General features: G+C 48.3%; 20 protein-coding genes. All 20 read left to right on the forward strand.

Features of this window, described 5'->3' with window-relative positions:
- The first annotated feature begins 37 nt into the window (after positions 1-37).
- The 20 genes from C508_RS0107345 (at position 38) to lptB (ending at position 18,720) form a co-directional block, all read left to right on the forward strand.
- Positions 38-949: a hypothetical protein gene (locus C508_RS0107345; protein WP_018702900.1), complete on the forward strand. Its 912-nt coding sequence runs from the start codon at positions 38-40 to the stop codon at positions 947-949.
- Between the two features lie 44 nt (positions 950-993).
- Entirely contained in the window at positions 994-1,410 is a 417-nt protein-coding gene (locus tag C508_RS0107350; RefSeq protein ID WP_018702901.1) for an OmpH/Skp family outer membrane protein, read from the forward strand.
- Between the two features lie 16 nt (positions 1,411-1,426).
- Positions 1,427-2,461 carry a UDP-3-O-(3-hydroxymyristoyl)glucosamine N-acyltransferase gene (gene lpxD, locus C508_RS0107355; protein ID WP_018702902.1) on the forward strand — a complete coding sequence of 345 codons (1,035 nt, stop codon included), beginning with the start codon at positions 1,427-1,429 and terminating at the stop codon, positions 2,459-2,461.
- A gap of 47 nt (positions 2,462-2,508) precedes the next feature.
- Positions 2,509-3,093: a YjbH domain-containing protein gene (locus C508_RS0107360; protein WP_169342520.1), complete on the forward strand. Its 585-nt coding sequence runs from the start codon at positions 2,509-2,511 to the stop codon at positions 3,091-3,093.
- A gap of 258 nt (positions 3,094-3,351) precedes the next feature.
- Positions 3,352-4,236 carry a lysophospholipid acyltransferase family protein gene (locus tag C508_RS0107365; RefSeq protein ID WP_018702904.1) on the forward strand — a complete coding sequence of 295 codons (885 nt, stop codon included), beginning with the start codon at positions 3,352-3,354 and terminating at the stop codon, positions 4,234-4,236.
- Positions 4,237-4,279: 43 nt separating this feature from the next.
- Entirely contained in the window at positions 4,280-5,116 is an 837-nt protein-coding gene (lpxC, locus tag C508_RS0107370) for a UDP-3-O-acyl-N-acetylglucosamine deacetylase (RefSeq protein WP_018702905.1), read from the forward strand.
- Entirely contained in the window at positions 5,116-5,553 is a 438-nt protein-coding gene (gene fabZ / locus C508_RS0107375) for a 3-hydroxyacyl-ACP dehydratase FabZ (protein WP_018702906.1), read from the forward strand. Before lpxC ends, fabZ begins: the two co-directional genes overlap by 1 nt.
- 202 nt (positions 5,554-5,755) lie before the next feature.
- Entirely contained in the window at positions 5,756-6,574 is an 819-nt protein-coding gene (gene lpxA / locus C508_RS0107380) for an acyl-ACP--UDP-N-acetylglucosamine O-acyltransferase (RefSeq protein ID WP_018702907.1), read from the forward strand.
- Between the two features lie 115 nt (positions 6,575-6,689).
- Positions 6,690-7,496 (forward strand): LpxI family protein, encoded by an 807-nt coding sequence (locus tag C508_RS0107385; protein WP_018702908.1) that lies wholly within the window; start codon positions 6,690-6,692, stop codon positions 7,494-7,496.
- Between the two features lie 126 nt (positions 7,497-7,622).
- Complete coding sequence (lpxB, locus tag C508_RS0107390; RefSeq protein ID WP_018702909.1) at positions 7,623-8,777, forward strand: lipid-A-disaccharide synthase; 1,155 nt, start codon at positions 7,623-7,625, stop codon at positions 8,775-8,777.
- On the forward strand, positions 8,770-10,515 hold the full coding sequence (locus tag C508_RS0107395; RefSeq protein WP_018702910.1) for an ABC transporter ATP-binding protein: 1,746 nt from the start codon (positions 8,770-8,772) through the stop codon (positions 10,513-10,515). The genes lpxB and C508_RS0107395 overlap by 8 nt, the downstream gene beginning before the upstream one ends.
- Before the next feature lie 3 nt (positions 10,516-10,518).
- Complete coding sequence (locus C508_RS0107400; protein WP_018702911.1) at positions 10,519-11,805, forward strand: 3-deoxy-D-manno-octulosonic acid transferase; 1,287 nt, start codon at positions 10,519-10,521, stop codon at positions 11,803-11,805.
- Between the two features lie 45 nt (positions 11,806-11,850).
- The gene (gene lpxK / locus C508_RS0107405; protein ID WP_018702912.1) at positions 11,851-13,014 is read left to right on the forward strand and encodes a tetraacyldisaccharide 4'-kinase; all 1,164 of its coding nucleotides are present in this window, start codon (positions 11,851-11,853) and stop codon (positions 13,012-13,014) included.
- A complete protein-coding gene (gene kdsB / locus C508_RS0107410; RefSeq protein WP_018702913.1) occupies positions 13,011-13,742 on the forward strand; it encodes a 3-deoxy-manno-octulosonate cytidylyltransferase in 732 nt (243 codons plus the stop codon). Before lpxK ends, kdsB begins: the two co-directional genes overlap by 4 nt.
- Positions 13,743-14,044: 302 nt before the next feature.
- The gene (gene kdsA / locus C508_RS0107415; RefSeq protein WP_018702914.1) at positions 14,045-14,869 is read left to right on the forward strand and encodes a 3-deoxy-8-phosphooctulonate synthase; all 825 of its coding nucleotides are present in this window, start codon (positions 14,045-14,047) and stop codon (positions 14,867-14,869) included.
- Between the two features lie 28 nt (positions 14,870-14,897).
- On the forward strand, positions 14,898-15,470 hold the full coding sequence (locus C508_RS0107420) for a KdsC family phosphatase (protein WP_018702915.1): 573 nt from the start codon (positions 14,898-14,900) through the stop codon (positions 15,468-15,470).
- A 67-nt stretch (positions 15,471-15,537) separates the two neighbouring features.
- The gene (locus tag C508_RS0107425; RefSeq protein ID WP_018702916.1) at positions 15,538-16,434 is read left to right on the forward strand and encodes a lysophospholipid acyltransferase family protein; all 897 of its coding nucleotides are present in this window, start codon (positions 15,538-15,540) and stop codon (positions 16,432-16,434) included.
- Positions 16,431-16,970 carry an LPS export ABC transporter periplasmic protein LptC gene (lptC, locus tag C508_RS0107430; protein WP_018702917.1) on the forward strand — a complete coding sequence of 180 codons (540 nt, stop codon included), beginning with the start codon at positions 16,431-16,433 and terminating at the stop codon, positions 16,968-16,970. The genes C508_RS0107425 and lptC overlap by 4 nt, the downstream gene beginning before the upstream one ends.
- Before the next feature lie 32 nt (positions 16,971-17,002).
- Entirely contained in the window at positions 17,003-17,794 is a 792-nt protein-coding gene (locus tag C508_RS18070) for an LptA/OstA family protein (RefSeq protein WP_018702918.1), read from the forward strand.
- A 206-nt stretch (positions 17,795-18,000) separates the two neighbouring features.
- The gene (gene lptB, locus C508_RS0107440; RefSeq protein ID WP_018702919.1) at positions 18,001-18,720 is read left to right on the forward strand and encodes an LPS export ABC transporter ATP-binding protein; all 720 of its coding nucleotides are present in this window, start codon (positions 18,001-18,003) and stop codon (positions 18,718-18,720) included.
- Positions 18,721-18,760 lie beyond the last annotated feature (40 nt).

An 18,760-nucleotide genomic window follows, 5' to 3' on the forward strand; every position in this document is an offset into this window, starting at 1 on the left:
CCTTCCTTACTATGAAAAGTCCAACTGGAGGAACTGAATGATGTCCAAACAAAGCCGGCAGCAACGAGGAATTCTATTGGTATTTCTAATCCTGCTTGCGGTGGCAGTGAGCGCCTGCGGAAACCAATCGGCTTCCGAACAAGCAAAGGCGACGGTTTGGGCGGTGTTGGACGAAGAAAAAGTAATGAAGGCGCACCCCAAGTATCTGGCATGGCAAAGTAAAAAGACGGCGTGGCTGGCTGGAAAGCAGAAGCTGGAGTGGCTGAAGCAGTCTTTGATGATGCAAGCGGCGCACGACATACAGACTCTTGCTCTGCCGGCTCTGCCGGCTCTGCCGGCTGTAGCACAGGCAACACAGTCATTAAAAGAAGCGGAATTGCAGCAACAGCTCCAGGAACGGGCCAAAAATCTGCGAAAAGAGCTGGATCAGGAAATGAAGGCGTACGGGGAAGAGGTACATCGGGAGTTGGATCCGGAAGTGGTTTCCCTGCAACTAAAGCTGCGTATTGTATCGTTGCAGCCCCAAGAGGCGGAAACTCTTCGGTTGCAGTTAGCGCAAGTACAGCAACTGCAGCAGCAACGTCTGGCTCAAAAAGAGGCGGAGTTAGCGACGCGCTTTACTGTTGCGCTGGCGCCCTTGAGGGAAGCGATTCGGCAAGAGCAAGCCGTTGCCAGACAAACCCCTGTAGCGCAAGTAGAAGCTTCAAACGTATCAACGATAACGCCTAACGAGATACGTGTAGGGCAAATTCGGGACTTGGAAGAAACGTTGCAGCAGCAAGAAATAGAATGGCGAGAAATGCAACGTCTCATTCAAGAGGAAGTTCAGGATCGGGCGGGGCGCATCGCTAGTGCGCGCGGTGTGGATATTGTCTTGAAAAAACCGATTGCAGCCATGCAAGCGGTAGATATTACGGAATGGGTAGCACAAGCCTTACAGCATCCGTGAGAGCGGATGCTGTCTATTTTAGAGTGACGAGGAGTATGATGGACATGATGCAAAAGAAACGTACGATGGCACTGGTCTTGGCGCTATGCTTTGCAGTTTTGTTGATTGGCGGCTGCAGCAGCCAGCCTACAGTGGGCTTTGTGGATATGGAGAAAGTAGTTAAGGAAAGTCCTAAAGTCAAAACCTTGCAGGATCAATTGGACGCCAAAGAAAAAGAAATTATGGAAAAAATGCAAAAAGAACAAAGCGGCGACTCGGCGGAAGCGCAGCAGAAACAGCAGGCTTTAGCGGGAGAATATCGTCAATTGCAGAAGCAAGTTGGCGAACAGTTTGAAAGCGATTTAAAAAAGACGCTGGAGCAAATTGCTCAGGAAAAGAAACTGACTGTTATTTTGTATAAACGAGAAGTCGCCCAAGGCGGCATTGACGTTACGGACGAAGTTCTCAAACGTCTCCAATAACGGAGGCCAGGTAAAAATGAAAACATTAGCTGAAATTGCCAAGTTGGTAGATGGAATCATTGATGAAGCACATGCTGCATTAGCGATTAACAGTGTGACCAATATTGAAGAGGCGGGGCCGGAAGATATTACTTTTGCCGTAGCGCCTCATTTGGAAAAGGCTGCGGCGAGCCGCGCTGGCGCTGTTTTGGTAGCCAAAGATGTTGATGCTGATTTTCCTAAAGTTGTAGTACGAGTTGATAACCCGCGTGCTGCATTTGCAATCTTGTTGGAACTTTTTTCGCCGAGCTCTGCGGTGGAACGGGGGGTACATCCGTCAGCTGTAGTGGCGGAGAATGTGGTATTGGGCGATAATGTTGCGATCATGCCTTGTGCGGTAATTGATTCCGGTGCCTCGATTGGCGCTAATACCATCGTGTATCCTCATAGCTATGTTGGCGTTGGCAGTAGTGTGGGGAGTGACTGCATTCTGTATCCCAATGTAACGGTTCGCGAAGGCTGTGAACTAGGAGATCGGGTTATTGTACATAGTGGCGCTGTCATCGGCAGTGATGGCTTTGGGTTTGTGACGGTAGACGGCAGGCATCGCAAAGTTCCGCAAGTTGGAGGCGTGCGTATTGAAGACGATGTGGAAATCGGCGCTAATACCTGCTTGGATCGGGCGACAACGGGGTGGACTGTTGTGCGGCAAGGGACGAAAATTGATAATTTAGTGCATTTTGGGCATAACGTGGAAGTTGGAGAGCATTGTTTTTTTGTGGCGCAGACTGGTATCGCCGGCAGTACGAAAATTGGCAGTCGCGTTACGTTTGCTGGCCAATCCGGCAGTGCCGGTCATCTTACCATTGGTGACAATTGCGTTTTTGCGGCGCGTTCGGCTCCGATTGGCAATATTGCCAGCAATTCTTTTTGTGGCGGATTCCCGGCGCGCCCGTACAAAGAGTGGCTGAAAAATGAAGCGGCAGTTACTAAAGTTCCAGAACTGCTAAAACGAGTTCGGGAATTGGAAAAACAGTTAGCTCAGCTTAGGATTGGTGAGTCGAAAGCATGAACAGCCAAAAGCACAGACGTGACATGAGGCAGTGGAGTAGGATATTGTTGGCCTGTCTAACTGTGTTGTTTGCAGCACTTATTTTTAGCAAGGCAGAAGCGGCGCCGACCTTGCAGGGAAGCACCGGAGGGGCGAATGTAGTCAGCGCTGATGTGCTTACTGTAAACAGCTTCAGCATTGGTCGCTATAATCGGCCTGGAGAAAAAAGAGATGTAGTTGTTTTCGGTTTGGGGCAGGCGCTGGAAGTGGGTGCCTTGCATCGTACAGAGGGAAACCAGGGCGCTGCCGTGCAGTGGAATGTAAAATGGGCTTTGGCGCAAGAACAGATTTTGCGCCCCGGCATTGCGATTGGCATGGAGGATGTTGGCGCACAAGAGCAACGGACTGCTTATGTTGTTGCCAGCAAGGGATTGCCATTCGGGTTGCGCTTACACGCCGGTGTTGGCAATGGACGGTATCATGGCTTGTTCGGCGCTTTAGAAGCGCCTTTGTTGCCGCAGACTAAGTTGCTCTTAGAGCAAGACGGGAGACAATGGGGGGCTGGGGTTCGCGTTTCACTGGGGCCTGATTTTCGTTTAGATGCTGGGCACTACGCAGGCAAAAGCTATGTTGGCGGAAGCTATACGTACTAAAAAACATGGCGGCTTCGGCCGCCATGTTTTATGTTAAAAGGGCAGGGGTGGGAATGGGAATTTTAACAGGAGTCTCGGGAGAATCTGAGGGCACGAATGAGGATTGCGGATTTTTCGTTCGCAATGACAAAAGTTACTTAGCCCTCGTGCGTACCCTCACGTGACTCTGGTTCTCTTGTTCAATATTCTCTATCGTAGCCCTCCATCTACTCCCTTTACTCCTGTTAATTCAAACCTATTTTAATCGAGGAGTGTCCAATGTTATATTTTGCTGTAAAGCTTCTAAGCCGTTTAGCATGTTCCCTTTCTACAGTGACGGCTAAGCGATGGGGCGGCTATCTGGGAGAAATAGCCTGGAAACTAACGCCGCAAAAAAGAAAAAAAATGGCTATTGAAAACATTCAACTGAGTCTGGGAGTTGAGTTAGCGGAGGCGGAGCGCGTAGCTCGTGCCAGCGCCGCGCGTTTTGGGCCTATGTTTGTGGAAGTGCTGCGTGTGCCGCTTGTATTGAAGCAGCCTCTTGATAGCTGGATATCCTTCAGCGGTGTAGAATATCTGGAACAAGCCTTGGCTTTGGGTAGAGGCGTGGTTTTGGCGACGGCTCATAGCGGCAACTGGGAGCTATTGGGAGCCGCCTTGGCGAAGAGAGGCTTTCCGCTGGTGGCAGTGGTACAGAAGCAGACGAATGATGCGATGGACCGCTTTATTAATGAATATCGCCGTCAAAGCGGCATGCATGTGACGTATAAAACGGGTGTAAAGGAAATGATTCAACTTTTAAACGAAGGACGCATTATCGGGTTATTGGTAGATCAGGATGCAGGACCGGAAGGCGTGCGGACGCAGTTTTTTGGACGTGAAGCCTCCAGTCCATCCGGAGCGGCTCATTTGGCACGTATGCGCCAGATTCCAATTGTGCCTGCTTTTATTACGCAAGAGGCGGATGGACGGCATCATGCTTGGCTTTATCCGCCTGTATTTGTTGAAAAGACAGGAAATAAAAAAGAAGAAATTCAACAGACAACGCAAGTGTTGACGAAGTGCGTAGAAGAGCACATTAGGCAGTATCCGGAAGAGTGGTTTTGGCTGCATAATCGCTGGAAACATGGAGAGAAGACAGAAAGTCTTGCGTTGCACGCATAAATCCGCTAGAATAAACAAAGGCTTAATGCTTTTGGGAGGAATCATGGAACTACAAAATACCCTGGCAAAGGAAGTATCCTATAGCGGGATTGGCCTGCATTCTGGACGGGAAGTGAAGGTGCGGTTTTTGCCAGCCCCTGCAAATACGGGAATCATTTTTGAAAGGACGGACTTATCCGGCAGACCTCGCGTTCCGGCGAAGGCAGCCTGTGTAACGCAAACCATGAGGGCGACGACGTTGGAAGAGGGGGAAGCCAAGGTATTTACAGTAGAGCATATCTTGGCGGCATTTTCTGCGTTGAACATTGATAATTGTCTTATTGAAATTGATTCGTTGGAACCGCCTGTGGCGGATGGGAGCGCCTTGCCGTTTTTGGAGCTTTTAGCCGAAGCGGGGCGGGCTGAGCAGCAATCCTTACGTTCAGTTTACTCGATAGAAAAGGCGCTCATTGTGCGGGAAGAAAAACGATTTATTTCTATTTTGCCGTATGATGGGTTTCGTATTACTTTTACTTCGGTTAATCCGCACAAGGCGATTGGAATTCAATTTGCTGATGTTGAAATTACCAAGGAGTTGTTTTGGTGTGAGATTGCCCCAGCGAGGACGATTGGTTTTGTACATGAAATAGAAACGTTGCAGGCCCAAGGTTTGGCTTTGGGCGGCAGCATGGAAAACGCTGCAGTATATGATGAAAATGGCGCCGTTAACAAACTGCGTTTTACGGATGAATTAGTTCGGCATAAAGTACTGGATGTAGTTGGCGATTTAGCATTGGCCGGTCCAATCAGAGGCCATGTAGTGGCGGTATCATCCGGACATGCATTGAATACAAAGTTGTCGCAGTTAATTGCTGCGGCCAGACAGGGAGGTTGCGCATAGTGGTATTAACTATTGAAGAAATCAAGGAAATTATTCCCCATCGGTATCCGTTTTTACTGGTAGATCGCATTTTGGAGCTGGAGCCTCTCAAACGCGGCGTTGGCATAAAAAATGTGACTGCCAATGAGCCTTTTTTTCAGGGGCATTTTCCGAACAAGCCGGTTATGCCAGGGGTATTACTGCTGGAGGCTATGGCGCAGGTTGGCGGGGTTTCGCTATTGTATCCCGAAGAAAACCGAGGGAAGATTGCTTATTTTGCCGGTATGGAAGGCGTTAAGTTCCGTAAACCTGTTGTACCTGGCGATCAGGTTCGTATGGAAGCGGAGGTAACCCGTCTGCGCGGTTCCGTAGGCAAGGTGCGTGCAGAGGCTTTTGTCGAAGGCCAACTGGTAGCGGAAGCGGAATTTATGTTTGCGTTGTCGGAAAAACAAGAATAAAAAACATAAATAACAAGAAAAACAGTGATGTTGACTAGATATAGAAAACTAGAACGGTGTAGTTCATCGTAAAGGCTTTTTTTGCAAAAAATGATGACGTTTCTATTTGACTGAGCAGTCGGAATATAAGAGCAGAAAAACAGCCTGATAGTAATGTTGTAACAGTATTGGCAGAGACTCAGTCAGAAGGAGTTGTCACATTATGCAAACGGATAAAGTAGTACCTTTGCGTATGATTCACGAGATGGCAGTGGTTCATCCCAATGCGCGTCTTGGTAAAGATGTACAAATTGGCCCGTACGCTGTCATTGGTGAAAATGTAGTGATTGGCGATGGGACGAAAATAGGCCCCCACGTTGTGATTGACGGCTGGACCAGCATTGGCAAGGACTGCGTTATTTTTCCAAGCGCTTCCATTGGGGCGGAACCGCAGGATTTGAAATTCAAGGGCGAGAAAAGCTATGTATTTATTGGCGACCGGACGACCTTGCGCGAGTTTACCACAGTAAATAGGGCAACAGGCGAAGGCGAAGAAACACGCATTGGATCCGATTGCTTAATGATGGCCTATACGCATGTGGCGCATAACTGTATAGTAGGAAATCACGTAATCATGTCTAATGCAGCTACTTTGGCAGGACATATTATTGTGGAAGATCGCGTTGTAATCGGCGGCTTGTCAGGGGTGCATCAATTTGTCAAAATTGGTCGTAATGCCATGATTGGTGGAGCTTCCAAAGTGGTTCAAGATGTACCTCCCTTTATGATTGCTGATGGGCATCCGGCCAAGGTAGCGGGCTTGAATAGCGTAGGCATGTCTAGAGCGGGTGTACCGAAAGAAGCGCGGCGCGAATTGAAAAAAGCGTATCGGATTTTATACAAGAACGGCTTGTCTCTGGATCAAGCGATTGCGATGATGGAACAAGAACTGGAAGCTTACGAAGAAGTGGAACACTTTTTGCGCTTTTTGCGCAATGCGGAGCGAGGTATTTGCCGTACGCGCCGTGATAGCAGCGAATAAGTTGCAGCAGAGAAAGAGTTGCTGCAGAGTACAGGGTATTCTGTAGCAACTCTTTCTGTTGTTTTGGAGACACTAGTTTCTTTTTTGTACTAATTTGGATATGGGAGCGGTGAATATGCAGAAAATCGGTTTGCTTGCCGGCGTCGGACGACTGCCGGTTGATTTTGCGTTCTGTGCGCGGAATTTAGGGTTGGCGGTAGTGGCAATTGCTGTGTTGCCTACGGTAGAGAACGATTTGGCGGAAGCGGCCTCTGTATATTATCAGATTGGTGTTGGTCAACTGCAGCTTTTAGTGGATACCCTTCGTAAAGAAGAGGTTTCTCAGGTTACCATGCTTGGAAAAGTAACCAAGGAACTGCTTTTTTCCGGTGCCGTAGAGTTGGATGGCCGGTTTCAAAGGCTGTTGACGTCATTGCCAGATCAAAAGGATGATACCATTTTACTGGCGTTAGTGAAAGAATTGGCCCAAGAAGGCATTCAAGTGGCGGATCAAACCGCTTTGTTGAAAATGCTGCTGCCGCAGCCTGGCGTTTTGAGTAAACGACAACCTACCGAAAGCGAATTGGCGGATATGGAGTTTGGTTTGTCCATGGCTAGAGAAATAGGCGCACTGGACATCGGACAAACGGTCGTAGTAAAAGATAGAGCCGTCATGGCTGTAGAGGCTATAGAAGGAACCGACGCTTGCATTCGCCGGGGCGGCGTTTTAGCCGGCGGCGCCGGCGCTGTAGTGGCTAAAGCGGCTAAACCGCAGCAAGACCAACGATTTGATATGCCTGGCGCAGGTCCGGCAACCATTCGCTCTATGATTGAAGCCGGTGCGTCCGCGCTTGTGTTGGAAGCTGGAAAAACGTTGCTTGTAGACCGTGCAGAAGCCATCGCTTTGGCAGATGCGCACAATATCGCTATTGTGGTAAAATAATTGTGAATAAACACAGAGTAACAGAGGTTCAGAGGAGAAGCCGCCAGAATATATATTCTTTGGTTTTCTCTGTTCCTTCGTTACTCTGTGTTCCGTACTCTTTAAACGATTCTAGGAGGATGTTTCATGTGTAAAATCATGCTTTCCGCCGGTGAAGCCTCTGGTGATCTTCATGGCGCAGGCATTGCAGCGGCGTTGCGCGCCATGAATCCGGACGTGCGTTTATTTGGCATGGGCGGTGCGGCTATGCGCCGCGAAGGCGTGGACATTCTCTATGATATTGCCGACCTGGGCGTTATTGGCATAGTGGAAGTTATTAAAAATCTTCCCCGGTTGTTTCGCTTGCGCGATGAGTTAGCAGCGGCGATGGATCGGGAGAAACCGGATATTTTAGTTACGATTGATTATCCGGGTTTTAATATGCGCTTGGCAAAAATCGCGAAAGCCAAAGGCATTCGAGTGGTTTCCTATATAGCCCCTTCCGTATGGGCTTGGGGTGAGTGGCGGGCGAAGGGCGTTGTGCGCTCGGTTGATCATATTGCTTCTATTTTCCCCTTTGAGGCGGAACTGTACCGGCGCTACGGCGGCAATGTGACCTATGTGGGGCATCCTTTGCTCGATTTGGTGGGAACGAAACGCAATGTGGCAGAAGCAAGAGGTTTTCTGAAATTGCAACCGCAGGAGCGAGTCGTTTTGCTGTTGCCTGGGAGCCGGAAACAAGAAATCAAGGGATTGCTGCCTATGTTTTTGCAGGCAGCTAAGCAAGTGGCGGCGACGGTGCCGGAAGTGGTATTTGTGTTGCCTCTGGCTTCAACAGTAGCGGAAGACATGGTGCAGCCTGCGATTCAAGCAGCTGGCATTCATGTTCGTTTGGTGCGAGAGCATTTGTACGATTGGATGCAAGCAGCGGAAGCGGCCATGGCGGCTTCCGGTACGGTGACCTTGGAAGCGGCCTTGATGAATTTGCCCTGTGTTGTGACATATAAGGTGAATTCCTTGACCTATGGATTGGGAAAATTGTTGGTAAAATTGCCTTATATCAGCTTGCCCAACATTATTGCGGGTTGTCAGGTTGTACCGGAACTCGTCCAAAATGAAGCGCAGCCGCAGCGGTTGGCGGCGGAGGTAGTAAAGTATTTGCAGGATGCTGGGTATTATGCGGCTACGAAGCGCTCTTTGGAGGAAGTCCGACGCAAGTTGGGAGAAAATGGCGCCGTTCAGCGTGTAGCGGCTTTAATTTTAGCGGAAGCGTCCGACTGCAGGAGGAAAGCCCATGAATAGCTATATGCGGCTGTTAAAATATTTGCGACCTTATTTACCTAGGCTGGGAATGGCGATTTTTTGCATAGTCTTAGCTTCCGCGGCGAATTTATATGTTCCCTGGATTATTAAAGACGTGATTGATAGAGTCTTAGCCGAAAAAGATATGATGATGCTCAATCTAATTGCAGGCGGCATCGTCGTGGTTTTTTTGTTGCGCGGCATTTTCTTCTACGGGCAAAGTTATTTGATGGCCTATGTGGGACAAAGAATTGTCATTGATATACGCGAAGATATCTATCGCCATTTGCAAAGATTGTCACTTTCCTTTTACTCGCGTAATTCCACCGGGAATATAATGAGTCATGTTACGAATGACGTAGCGGCGGTACAAGGGGCGTTGGCGGATACGCTGATTGAACTGATTACGGAGAGTGTTATCCTGATCGGCTCCATTGGCGCTATGTTCTTTTTACACTGGAAGCTTGCTCTATTTACCTTCATCACGGTGCCCTTGGTGGGGCAAACTATCAATATATTTGGTAAAAAATTGCGCGCTTCCGGCAATGTGATGCAAGTGAAAGTGGCGGATATTACTTCAGTTTTGCAAGAAGCTATTTCTTCTATCCGCGTCATCAAGTCCTTCGCGCGGGAAGATTTTGAAATTGAACGCTTTCAAAAAGAAAATTTTTCTAATTTCCGGGCGCAGATGAAAAACGCTCAGCTTATGGCAACGCTGACTCCTCTCATTGAATTTTTGGCGGCGATCGGCGTAACTCTGATTATCTGGTATGGCGGCTGGGAAGTAATTCACGGGGATTTGACGGCAGGCGCGTTGATTGCCTTCTTGATTTATGCCGTTAATTTATCCAATCCGGTCAAACGAATCAGCAAATCCTACGGGGTAGTGCAGCGTGCTTTAGCTGCGGCGCAACGTGTTTTTGAAGTAATCGATACTCAACCGGAGGTTCAGGATGCAGAAGATGCAGTTATATTGCAAAACTCTCAAGGGCATTTAGTGTTTGAGGGAGTTGACTTTTCCTATAATCCGGGAGAACCGGCATTGCGCCAGGTGTTTTTTGAAGCGAATCCCGGGCAAATGATTGCCATTGTCGGTCCTTCTGGCGCGGGAAAAACGACCATTGCCGCCCTGATACCTCGTTTTTACGATCCGCAGCAAGGGACAATTTATCTGGATGGCGTTGACATTCGTACAGTAACGCAGAAGTCCTTGCGAGAACAAATGGCGATTGTGCCGCAAGAAACGGTATTATTTAATCGATCTGTATATGAAAATATTCGCTATGGTCGTTTAGAGGCAACGCAGGAAGAAGTCGTAGCCGCAGCTAAAGCGGCTAATGCGCATGATTTTATTACGGCTATGCCCCAAGGCTATGAGACTCCTATTGGCGAACGGGGTTGCATGCTTTCAGGCGGGCAGCGCCAGCGTATTGCGATTGCCCGGGCTATCTTGCGGGATCCGCGGTTGCTGATTTTGGATGAAGCAACTTCGGCGTTGGATGTGGAGAGTGAACAGTTGGTGCAAGAAGCCTTGGACAAGCTGATGGTGGGGCGTACTTCGGTGGTTATCGCTCATAGACTATCGACGATTGTCCGGGCGGATTGTATTTTGGTTATGGATCAGGGACGGATTGTAGAGATGGGCTCCCATGAAGCGTTGCTGCAGGCAGGCGGTTTGTATCAGAAGCTGTACCAGGTTCAGTTTCGCGATACTGGGGCAGAAAGCGGCGAGGTTTAGACGATGCGCTTTTTTTACAATCTCATGACTGTTATACTAGTGATAGCTGCTATGCCTGTATTTGCTTATCGGTGTATCCGACAAGACGGTTTTGGCGAACGTTTGCGACAGAGCTTCGGGTACTTACCTGCGCATGCGTTGGATAAGGTGGCGAACAAGAATTGCATTTGGCTGCATGCGGCGTCGGTGGGAGAAATTGTTGCTACCAGTCCTTTAGTGAAAGAACTGAAGCAGGCTATGCCGGAAACGCCGGTCTTAGTGTCGGTCGTTACGGCCAGCGGGTATTCTATGGCTAAACGCATTCTGACGGATGTGGATGGATTGATTTTTTTTCCTTTGGATTTACCATGGCTGCCGCGCAGGGTGCTGGCCCAAGTGAGGCCTCAAGCTTTTTTGCTGGTGGAGACGGAATTATGGCCGAACTTCTTGTATGCGGCTAAACAATATAAGATCCCTGTGATGATGGTAAACGGACGAATCAGTGATCGCAGTGTCAAGCGATATCATTATCTTAAAGGCATTTTACGGGATATGCTGGACACGGTGGAGCGTTTTTGTATGCAATCTGCCATTGATGAGCAGTATATTATTCAACTGGGCGCTGATCCCCATAGAGTGGTAGTGACAGGTAATACTAAGTTTGACCAAACCTACACGCACGTGTCGCCAGAGGAAAGAGAAATATTGAAGCAAGAGCTGACTCTTACTGGACACGCGCCGATTTTGGTTGCCGGCAGTACTCATGCAGGGGAAGAGGAAGTGCTTCTTAAGGCCTTTTTAAGAATAAGGGAAGAATATCCTCAGGCGGCTTTGATTTTAGCTCCGCGGGAAATTTTACGCGTAGATGAATTGGTGAAGCTGTGTTTGGCGAAGGGATTGCCTGTACGTCGTCGTACGCAACAAGCCAATCAGGGCGGGCAAGGCGGCGTGGTCATTCTGGATACTATCGGGGAATTAGGACGCATTTATAGTGTTGGTGATGTTGTTTTTGTCGGCGGTAGCCTGGTGGCACATGGAGGTCATAATATTTTAGAACCGGCGGCGCATGGCAAAGCAATTTTAATTGGTCCTCATATGTTTAACTTTAAAGAAACGTATGCTTTATTTTCTGGAAGACAGGCGTGTAGTACGGTCTGTGATGCGCAAGAGCTAACAGAAACCGTATTGCACTTGCTGCAAGACAGCGAGGAGCGCCAGCGCATGGAAGCGTTGACACTGGATATTGTCCGCGAAAATAAAGGGGCTTCCCAGAGAAGCATTTGCTATTTGCAGGAACTTTTGCAAAAATAGCGAAGCTCTTGAACAGAGCCAACTACGAGAGAAGGCGGGGCATGTATGCGCCAACGAGAAGCGATTCAGTCATATTTATATCAATTAGTGCACGGGAAAGAAACAGGAATACTAGGAAAGCTTATTTTGCTATTCTTGCGTGTTTCTTCCTGGCTTTACGGCGCTGGCCTGACTTTCAAGCTTAACCTGTATCGGTGGGGCTTGCGAAAACGGTACAAGCTTCCCTGTAAAGTCATTAGTTTAGGCAACGTCACTGTTGGCGGCACAGGCAAGACGCCGACGGCGCAACGGTTGGCGGCGATTATTCGCGATATGGGATATCGGGTTGTGCTTTTGAACCGAGGATACCGGGCAAAATGGAGAGGGACCGTAGGATTGGTTTCTGACGGGAAGCGAACTTTTATGACGGCCAGCGAAGCTGGAGATGAAGCTTTTTTATTAGCAAAAAATCTACCGGGAGTTCCGGTGGTAATTGGCAGGAATCGCGCTGTTACCGGCGAATATGCCGTTCGGGAGTTGAAGGCGCAGGTCGTCATTTTGGACGACGGCTACCAACATTGGCAGCTTATGCGGGATCTGGATATTGTTTTGATTGATACATTAAACGTATTCGGTAATCGCTATTTGTTGCCGCGAGGCACTTTAAGGGAGCCGTTAGCTCATTTGGACAGGGCTCATGCATGCTTATTGACCAAAGTAGACCAATCCAGCCCGGACACAAGGGATATCATACGCAGTACTGTGCACCAGTACAATGCAGATGCGGCTATTATTGAGAGCGTGCATCAACCTAGACATTGTATTGAAATAAGAGAATGGTATCAGGGACACCCTCCGCAAAAACTGCCTCTTTCTGAAATCGCAGGAGTCAAGATTATGGCGCTTTCGGCTATTGGCAACCCTTCTTCTTTTGAACAAACCATTTCCGATATCGGCGCCTGTGTGGTTGCGTCTGCTCGGTATGAGGACCACCATGACTATACGATGGTGGAAATGCAGCAGGTTATGCAAGAAGCGGTGGAAGCTGGAGTAAAAGCGATTATTACAACCGAAAAAGATGCCGTTAAGATACCGGCTGAATTTATTCACTCGGACCGTCCTTTGCCTGTCTATATTTTAGGGATTGAATTGCGTTTTATGGACGGCTGCTACGAACAGCTCTTGGAGCTCATTCGCCGCGTAGTGGAAGGAGAGAAACGAGAAGTATGAAAACCGTATGTGTGATTCCGGCGCGGTATGCATCCACAAGGCTGCCGGGAAAACCGCTGGCGTTGTTGGCGGGTAAGCCGATGATTCAGCATGTCTATGAGCAGGCTGTTCAAGCGCAAGGGATTCAGGAGGTTTTGGTCGCTACTGATGACGAACGCATTTTAAAAGCAGTGGAGGCTTTCGGCGGGCGGGCGGTACTTACTTCCAGCACTCATCCTACCGGAACGGATCGATTGGCGGAAGTCGCCCGCGAGCATACGGATGCAGATATTATTATCAATGTTCAAGGCGATGAGCCTCTCGTGGAGCCGCAAGTTATTGAAGCCTTGGCGGCGTCTTTTGTAGAGCGGCCCGGTTTGCAAATGGCTACTTTATGTACGCCGTTGCTGCCAGAGGAAGCGGTTCAGGACAGTGTGGTCAAGGTGGTCATGGATCAGCAAGGCTATGCTTTGTATTTCTCACGTTCGTTGATTCCTTTTCCACGTAAAGCAGGTTTGATTCAAGCCTATAAGCACTTGGGGCTTTACGGATACCGGCGGGATTTTTTACTAGAGTACGCGGCCCTGGAACCGACGCCCTTGGAGCAAACGGAATCTCTTGAACAGTTGCGGGCCTTGGAATACGGTCATAAAATTCTAGTTCTTCCGACGAAACACGCCTCTGTTGGCGTTGATACGCCGGAAGATCTCAAACGAGTGGAAGCAATCCTGCTGAGCAGGGGAAAATGATTGAATTTTAAACAGGAGTAGAGGGAGTAAAGGGAGGGCACGAACTGAATCGTTTCATACTCTTTTTTACAACTAATAGTTCATATTTTGGATAAACTGAAGTCGTATAGTATTTTTATGGAGCAGGGAGCCGATGCCTTAATGAGTGCTTCGGCAAGTTGAGGGATTTTTCCGGTAGACGCGAAAGAAAACACAGGAATAGCGGCGCTCTTCCGAGGCTTTCTTACAAAGTCTAACGAAAAAAGAGCTAATTTGGCGTAGCAATGAATAAGGCAGCGGAACTCTGAAAGAGGAGGTTGAATATGCATACTGTGAAAATTGGCTCCTTGGAGCTTGGCGCACAGCGCCCGATTGCGTTGATTGCAGGACCTTGCGTTATTGAAGACTACGAACGGACCCTTCGTATTGGTCGAGGCATTAAGGCTATTACAGAGAAACTGGGCATGCCGTATATCTTCAAAGCATCCTTTGATAAAGCCAACCGTTCTTCCTATCACTCTTTCCGCGGACCGGGACTGGAAGAAGGACTAGGCATGCTTCAAAAAATCAAAACCGAATTAGGCTTGCCGGTTTTGAGCGATATTCACGAAATTACCCAAGTGGAGCCAGCTTCTAAAGTGCTGGACGTCTTGCAGATTCCGGCCTTTCTTTCTCGGCAGACGGATCTACTCTTTGCAGCCGGTAAAAGCGGCGTCGCAGTTAATGTGAAAAAGGGACAGTTCTTGGCGCCGAATGATATGAAAAACGTGGTACGAAAGCTCGAAGAAGCTGGCTGTGAGAATATCTTGCTTACAGAACGGGGCTTTAGCTTGGGCTATAATAATTTGGTTGTCGATATGCGGGCCTTGCCGATTATGCGCTCTTTTGGCTATCCGGTTGTGTTTGACGCTACGCATAGCGTACAATTGCCAGGAGGGGCAGGCACCGCATCAGCGGGGCAACGAGAATATGTCGGACATTTAGCACGAGCCGCTGCTGCTGTCGGAGTGGATGCTTTGTTTTTAGAAGTGCATGACAATCCGGAAGAGGCGTTATGCGACGGACCGAACATGGTGTATCTGGATCAATTGGAAGAACTGCTTCGCGATATCCAGGCCATCGATAGCATTGCCAGAAAACATAAATAAAATTCGCGCCAAGGAGTGGTATAATAATATGGATATACCAATCAAGCAGACGGATGATGTAAAAGCCCGCGCTTCCAAGGTGCGTTTGGTAGTTTTTGATGTGGATGGCGTGCTGACGAGCGGTAAAATTGCCATTGGCAAAGACGGCGAAGTGATGAAAGAATTTTTTGTGCAAGATGGTTTAGGCATTGCGTTGACGCAACGAGCTGGCATCAAAACGGCTATCATTACAGGGCGAGAAAGTGAAATGGTTCGTCTACGCAGCGCGGAACTGAAAATTTGCGACGTGTATCAGGGAACACTAGACAAACAGACGGCTTTAAGGGAATTAATGGATAAGTACGGTCTGGGAGCAGAAGAAGTTGCTTATGTGGGCGATGATTTGAACGATCTACCTGCTTTACTACAGGTGGGTTTTGCTTGTGGCGTAGCAAATTCAGCAATGGAAGTAGTGCAATACTGTCACTATGTGTCGGCCTATAGAGGCGGTTGTGGCGGTGTACGCGACATACTGGAGTTTATCCTGCGTAGCCAAAACCTTTGGGATGGAATCGTTCAATCCTATATAGATGGCAGCGGCCAGCAGCATACTCGTCAATGATGAAAGAGTGTTACTTTATTAACAGAAGCAAAGGTTATATAGATTGCTGTGAAAGGAGGGCATGGCCATGAGCAATGAATGGCAATATCATTTTTTAAAAGCGCTGAGTCGGTTGGTTTGTTTACTACCGTATGCATGCGTTGTCAGGCTAGGGAGAGCCTTAGGCTTTTTGTATTGGTACATTGCCCCCAAACAGCGACGCCGAGGCATTCGGCAAATGAAAGAACGTCTTGGTTTATCCCAAGATGAAGCGGTAGCGGTAATGAGACGACTCTGCGGCAATCTAGGACAGACGTTTTTGGAAATTATGTTTACCCCAAAGTTGGATGCGCAACGAATTATTCAACTTGTAGAAATTGAAAACCGACAATATTTAGAAGAGGCCGTAGCCAGGGGGAATGGAGTGGTCTTTTTAACCGCTCATATCGGTAATTGGGAATGGTTAGGGGCCGCCTTGTCTATGACTGGTTTTCCGATGACGAGCGTAATTAAACGCCAACCGAATGATCAGCATACCCGGTTGCTCAATGAATATCGCGAGCGGGTAGGGATTGAGATTTTTGCTCGGGGAACAGCGGAGCTGGTCGGCGCGGCTAAAGCAATGAAAAAAGGGAAAATCTTAGGATTTTTGGCGGATCAAGATGCCGGCGTGGATGGTATTTTCCTGGAGTTTTTTGGAAAACCGGCTTCGACGCCGCTGGGGCCGGCAGTTTTCGCGCGCAAATTTAAAGCGCCTGTGATGCCTGTCTTTATCGTGCATAAACCGGATTATAGCGGTCACCGGGTGCTGATATATCCTCCGTTAGAATACGAAAACTCGGGAGACGAGAAAGAGAATTTGCGGCAGTTGACTTTAAAAATGACGCAACTGTTGGAAGAAGTCATACGAGAACATCCGGATGAATGGATATGGTTCCAAAAACGATGGAATACTAGGATGGATGGGAGCTGTGAAGAAGCATGAAAAAAGGCCGCTGGCTGTTATTGAGTTTGATGGCTTCGATCGTGCTTTTTGGCGCATATTATTTGTGGCGTGAAGAGTTTCCGGACCCGCCGAAGCAAGTGGTGCAAACAGAGGAAGAGCCAATTTTCATGGAAGGAAACACCATTTCGGAAAGCAAGGACGGCAAGGTAGTTTGGGAAGTTACGGCGCAGACCATGCGGGGCAGTAAAAATAGCCAGGAGATTACCCTGCAAAACGTTCGTGGCGTTTTTTACAGGCCGCAAGGGGGAACCGTGATTTTGACAGCACCGGTGGGAGTGTATGTTCCTAAAGAGCAAACCCTACGTTTTACAGGAGATGTCAAAGCGGTATCCAGTGATGGCGACACCTTTGTAGCAAAAGAAATGGGCTGGCTTGCGAAAGAAGAGCGTATTTACGGGCAAGGACAAGCGCAGCTTAACCGCAAGGAATCACAAGTCAGCGGCGATCGTATTGAAAGTGACTGTGATTTCCAAAAATCAAGGGTTATTGGCAACGCTCGCTATATAAAGCAATAAAGGGTAAAGCGATTTAAAGGAGGAACTGACCTATGAATTTATGGAGAAGCAAAAAAACGGCGCTTGCCTTGGCGTTAGCGGTGTTTTGCAGCAGTTCGCTTTTAGCGCTGGCGGCGCCGGGAGAAAAGACCGAAGTAACAGCCGATACCTTTGATTACGATTCGGCGACAGGCATGGTAGTAGCCCAGGGCGGCGTAAAAGTTGTACGCGGCCAGCAAACCATGACTGGGCAGACCATTGAATACAATAGCAAGACACAGGACGCTCATGTCAGCGGCGGCAATGGCGTACAGGTAACGGGGCCGGATTTGAATATGACGGCGGTAGAATTATGGGCGGTTGGCGGCAAGCAGCTCATTGCCCAAGGAAATGTTGTTGCTGTGAAAGGTGATAAACGCCTGAGTGGTCCTCGTGTGGAGTATTTTCAGGATAGCGAAGTTGCTATTACGCCCCAAGGAGGGACTATTGTTATGCCTGACGGCAATATGACAGCCGATCACATTCAGGCATTTTTAAAAGAGGATCGGGCGATAGGTACAGGTAATGTGCACATTGTCAGCGAGGTACGCAAGCTTGATGCTACGTCGGATCTAGCTACCTATTATGGGGAAAAGAGCGGGCAAGCACGCAGCAAGATCATCATGACCGGCAACGCCAGAGCGGTACAGGATGGCAATGTATTGGTCGGTAATACGCTGAACCTGTACTTGGACGACAAGGCCATGGAAGGAACCGGACGCGCTCGTCTAGTCATTACTAACCCGAATCCCAATACTGGCGCTCCGCAAACCAAACAGGCGGAATCGACTGATACAAATGAGTGACGTGAGAATCTGTTGAAGAAGAGAACTGGAGCCGCGTGAGGACCCGAATGAGAAATTGTTAATTTGTATTTTTGTCTGCCGTACCCCCAGATTTTCAGATTCTCCTGTTCAATCAATAACAGTAACCCTCGTACGTACCCTCCGGTCACTCTGATTCTCTTGTTCACTCCTATTTAATTCTTATCCATTGAAAGAGAGGCTTCTGCATGTATATCCAAGCCAATAAATTGGTAAAAAGCTATAAAGGACGCGCGGTAGTGGACGGCGTCAGCATTCGGGTAGACCAGGGATCGATAGTGGGATTACTGGGACCTAATGGCGCTGGTAAGACCACTACGTTTTATATGATTGTTGGCTTGGAAAAACCGGATCAAGGCAGCGTTGTAATTGACGGCGAAGATGTAGCGAAATTGCCTATGCATATACGATCCAGTTATGGATTGGGCTATTTGCCCCAGGAGGCCTCCATTTTTCGCAAGCTTTCAGTAGAAGACAATTTGATGGCTATTTTGGAAGTTACGCCTCTTAGTATAACGGAACGAAAAGCAAAACTGGAAAGTTTGCTGAAAGAGTTTCATGTGGAGCATGTACGGGATCGCTTGGGGTCGCAACTTTCTGGCGGTGAACGACGCCGGGTGGAGATTGCTAGGGCCTTAGCGACAGAGCCTAAATTTATTCTTCTAGATGAGCCTTTTGCTGGTGTTGATCCTATCGCCGTAGCTGACATCCAGGAAATTATTAGCTATCTTAAAGAGCGTGGCATTGGAATTTTAATTACTGATCACAATGTGAGGGAAACACTTAGCATTGTCGATCGGGCGTATATTTTGAATAATGGCCGAATTTTAATTGACGGTGATCGGGAAACCATCGCCAATAGCGATATTGCCCGCAAATTTTATTTGGGCGAAAATTTCAGTTTGTAACAATTCCCTTCATGTTCATAATCATATTTCTAAGAGCCGA

Origin of the sequence: Anaeromusa acidaminophila DSM 3853, assembly GCF_000374545.1 — a bacterium.
Taxonomy (GTDB): domain Bacteria; phylum Bacillota; class Negativicutes; order Anaeromusales; family Anaeromusaceae; genus Anaeromusa; species Anaeromusa acidaminophila.

Coding starts and splice junctions, on each gene's coding strand:
- C508_RS0107345 (WP_018702900.1), top strand. CDS start 38: ATGATGTCCAAACAAAGCCGGCAGCAACGAGGAATTCTATTGGTATTT.
- C508_RS0107350 (WP_018702901.1), top strand. CDS start 994: ATGATGCAAAAGAAACGTACGATGGCACTGGTCTTGGCGCTATGCTTT.
- lpxD (WP_018702902.1), top strand. CDS start 1,427: ATGAAAACATTAGCTGAAATTGCCAAGTTGGTAGATGGAATCATTGAT.
- C508_RS0107365 (WP_018702904.1), top strand. CDS start 3,352: ATGTTATATTTTGCTGTAAAGCTTCTAAGCCGTTTAGCATGTTCCCTT.
- lpxC (WP_018702905.1), top strand. CDS start 4,280: ATGGAACTACAAAATACCCTGGCAAAGGAAGTATCCTATAGCGGGATT.
- lpxA (WP_018702907.1), top strand. CDS start 5,756: ATGCAAACGGATAAAGTAGTACCTTTGCGTATGATTCACGAGATGGCA.
- C508_RS0107385 (WP_018702908.1), top strand. CDS start 6,690: ATGCAGAAAATCGGTTTGCTTGCCGGCGTCGGACGACTGCCGGTTGAT.
- lpxB (WP_018702909.1), top strand. CDS start 7,623: ATGTGTAAAATCATGCTTTCCGCCGGTGAAGCCTCTGGTGATCTTCAT.
- C508_RS0107395 (WP_018702910.1), top strand. CDS start 8,770: ATGAATAGCTATATGCGGCTGTTAAAATATTTGCGACCTTATTTACCT.
- C508_RS0107400 (WP_018702911.1), top strand. CDS start 10,519: ATGCGCTTTTTTTACAATCTCATGACTGTTATACTAGTGATAGCTGCT.
- lpxK (WP_018702912.1), top strand. CDS start 11,851: ATGCGCCAACGAGAAGCGATTCAGTCATATTTATATCAATTAGTGCAC.
- kdsB (WP_018702913.1), top strand. CDS start 13,011: ATGAAAACCGTATGTGTGATTCCGGCGCGGTATGCATCCACAAGGCTG.
- kdsA (WP_018702914.1), top strand. CDS start 14,045: ATGCATACTGTGAAAATTGGCTCCTTGGAGCTTGGCGCACAGCGCCCG.
- C508_RS0107420 (WP_018702915.1), top strand. CDS start 14,898: ATGGATATACCAATCAAGCAGACGGATGATGTAAAAGCCCGCGCTTCC.
- C508_RS0107425 (WP_018702916.1), top strand. CDS start 15,538: ATGAGCAATGAATGGCAATATCATTTTTTAAAAGCGCTGAGTCGGTTG.
- lptC (WP_018702917.1), top strand. CDS start 16,431: ATGAAAAAAGGCCGCTGGCTGTTATTGAGTTTGATGGCTTCGATCGTG.
- C508_RS18070 (WP_018702918.1), top strand. CDS start 17,003: ATGAATTTATGGAGAAGCAAAAAAACGGCGCTTGCCTTGGCGTTAGCG.
- lptB (WP_018702919.1), top strand. CDS start 18,001: ATGTATATCCAAGCCAATAAATTGGTAAAAAGCTATAAAGGACGCGCG.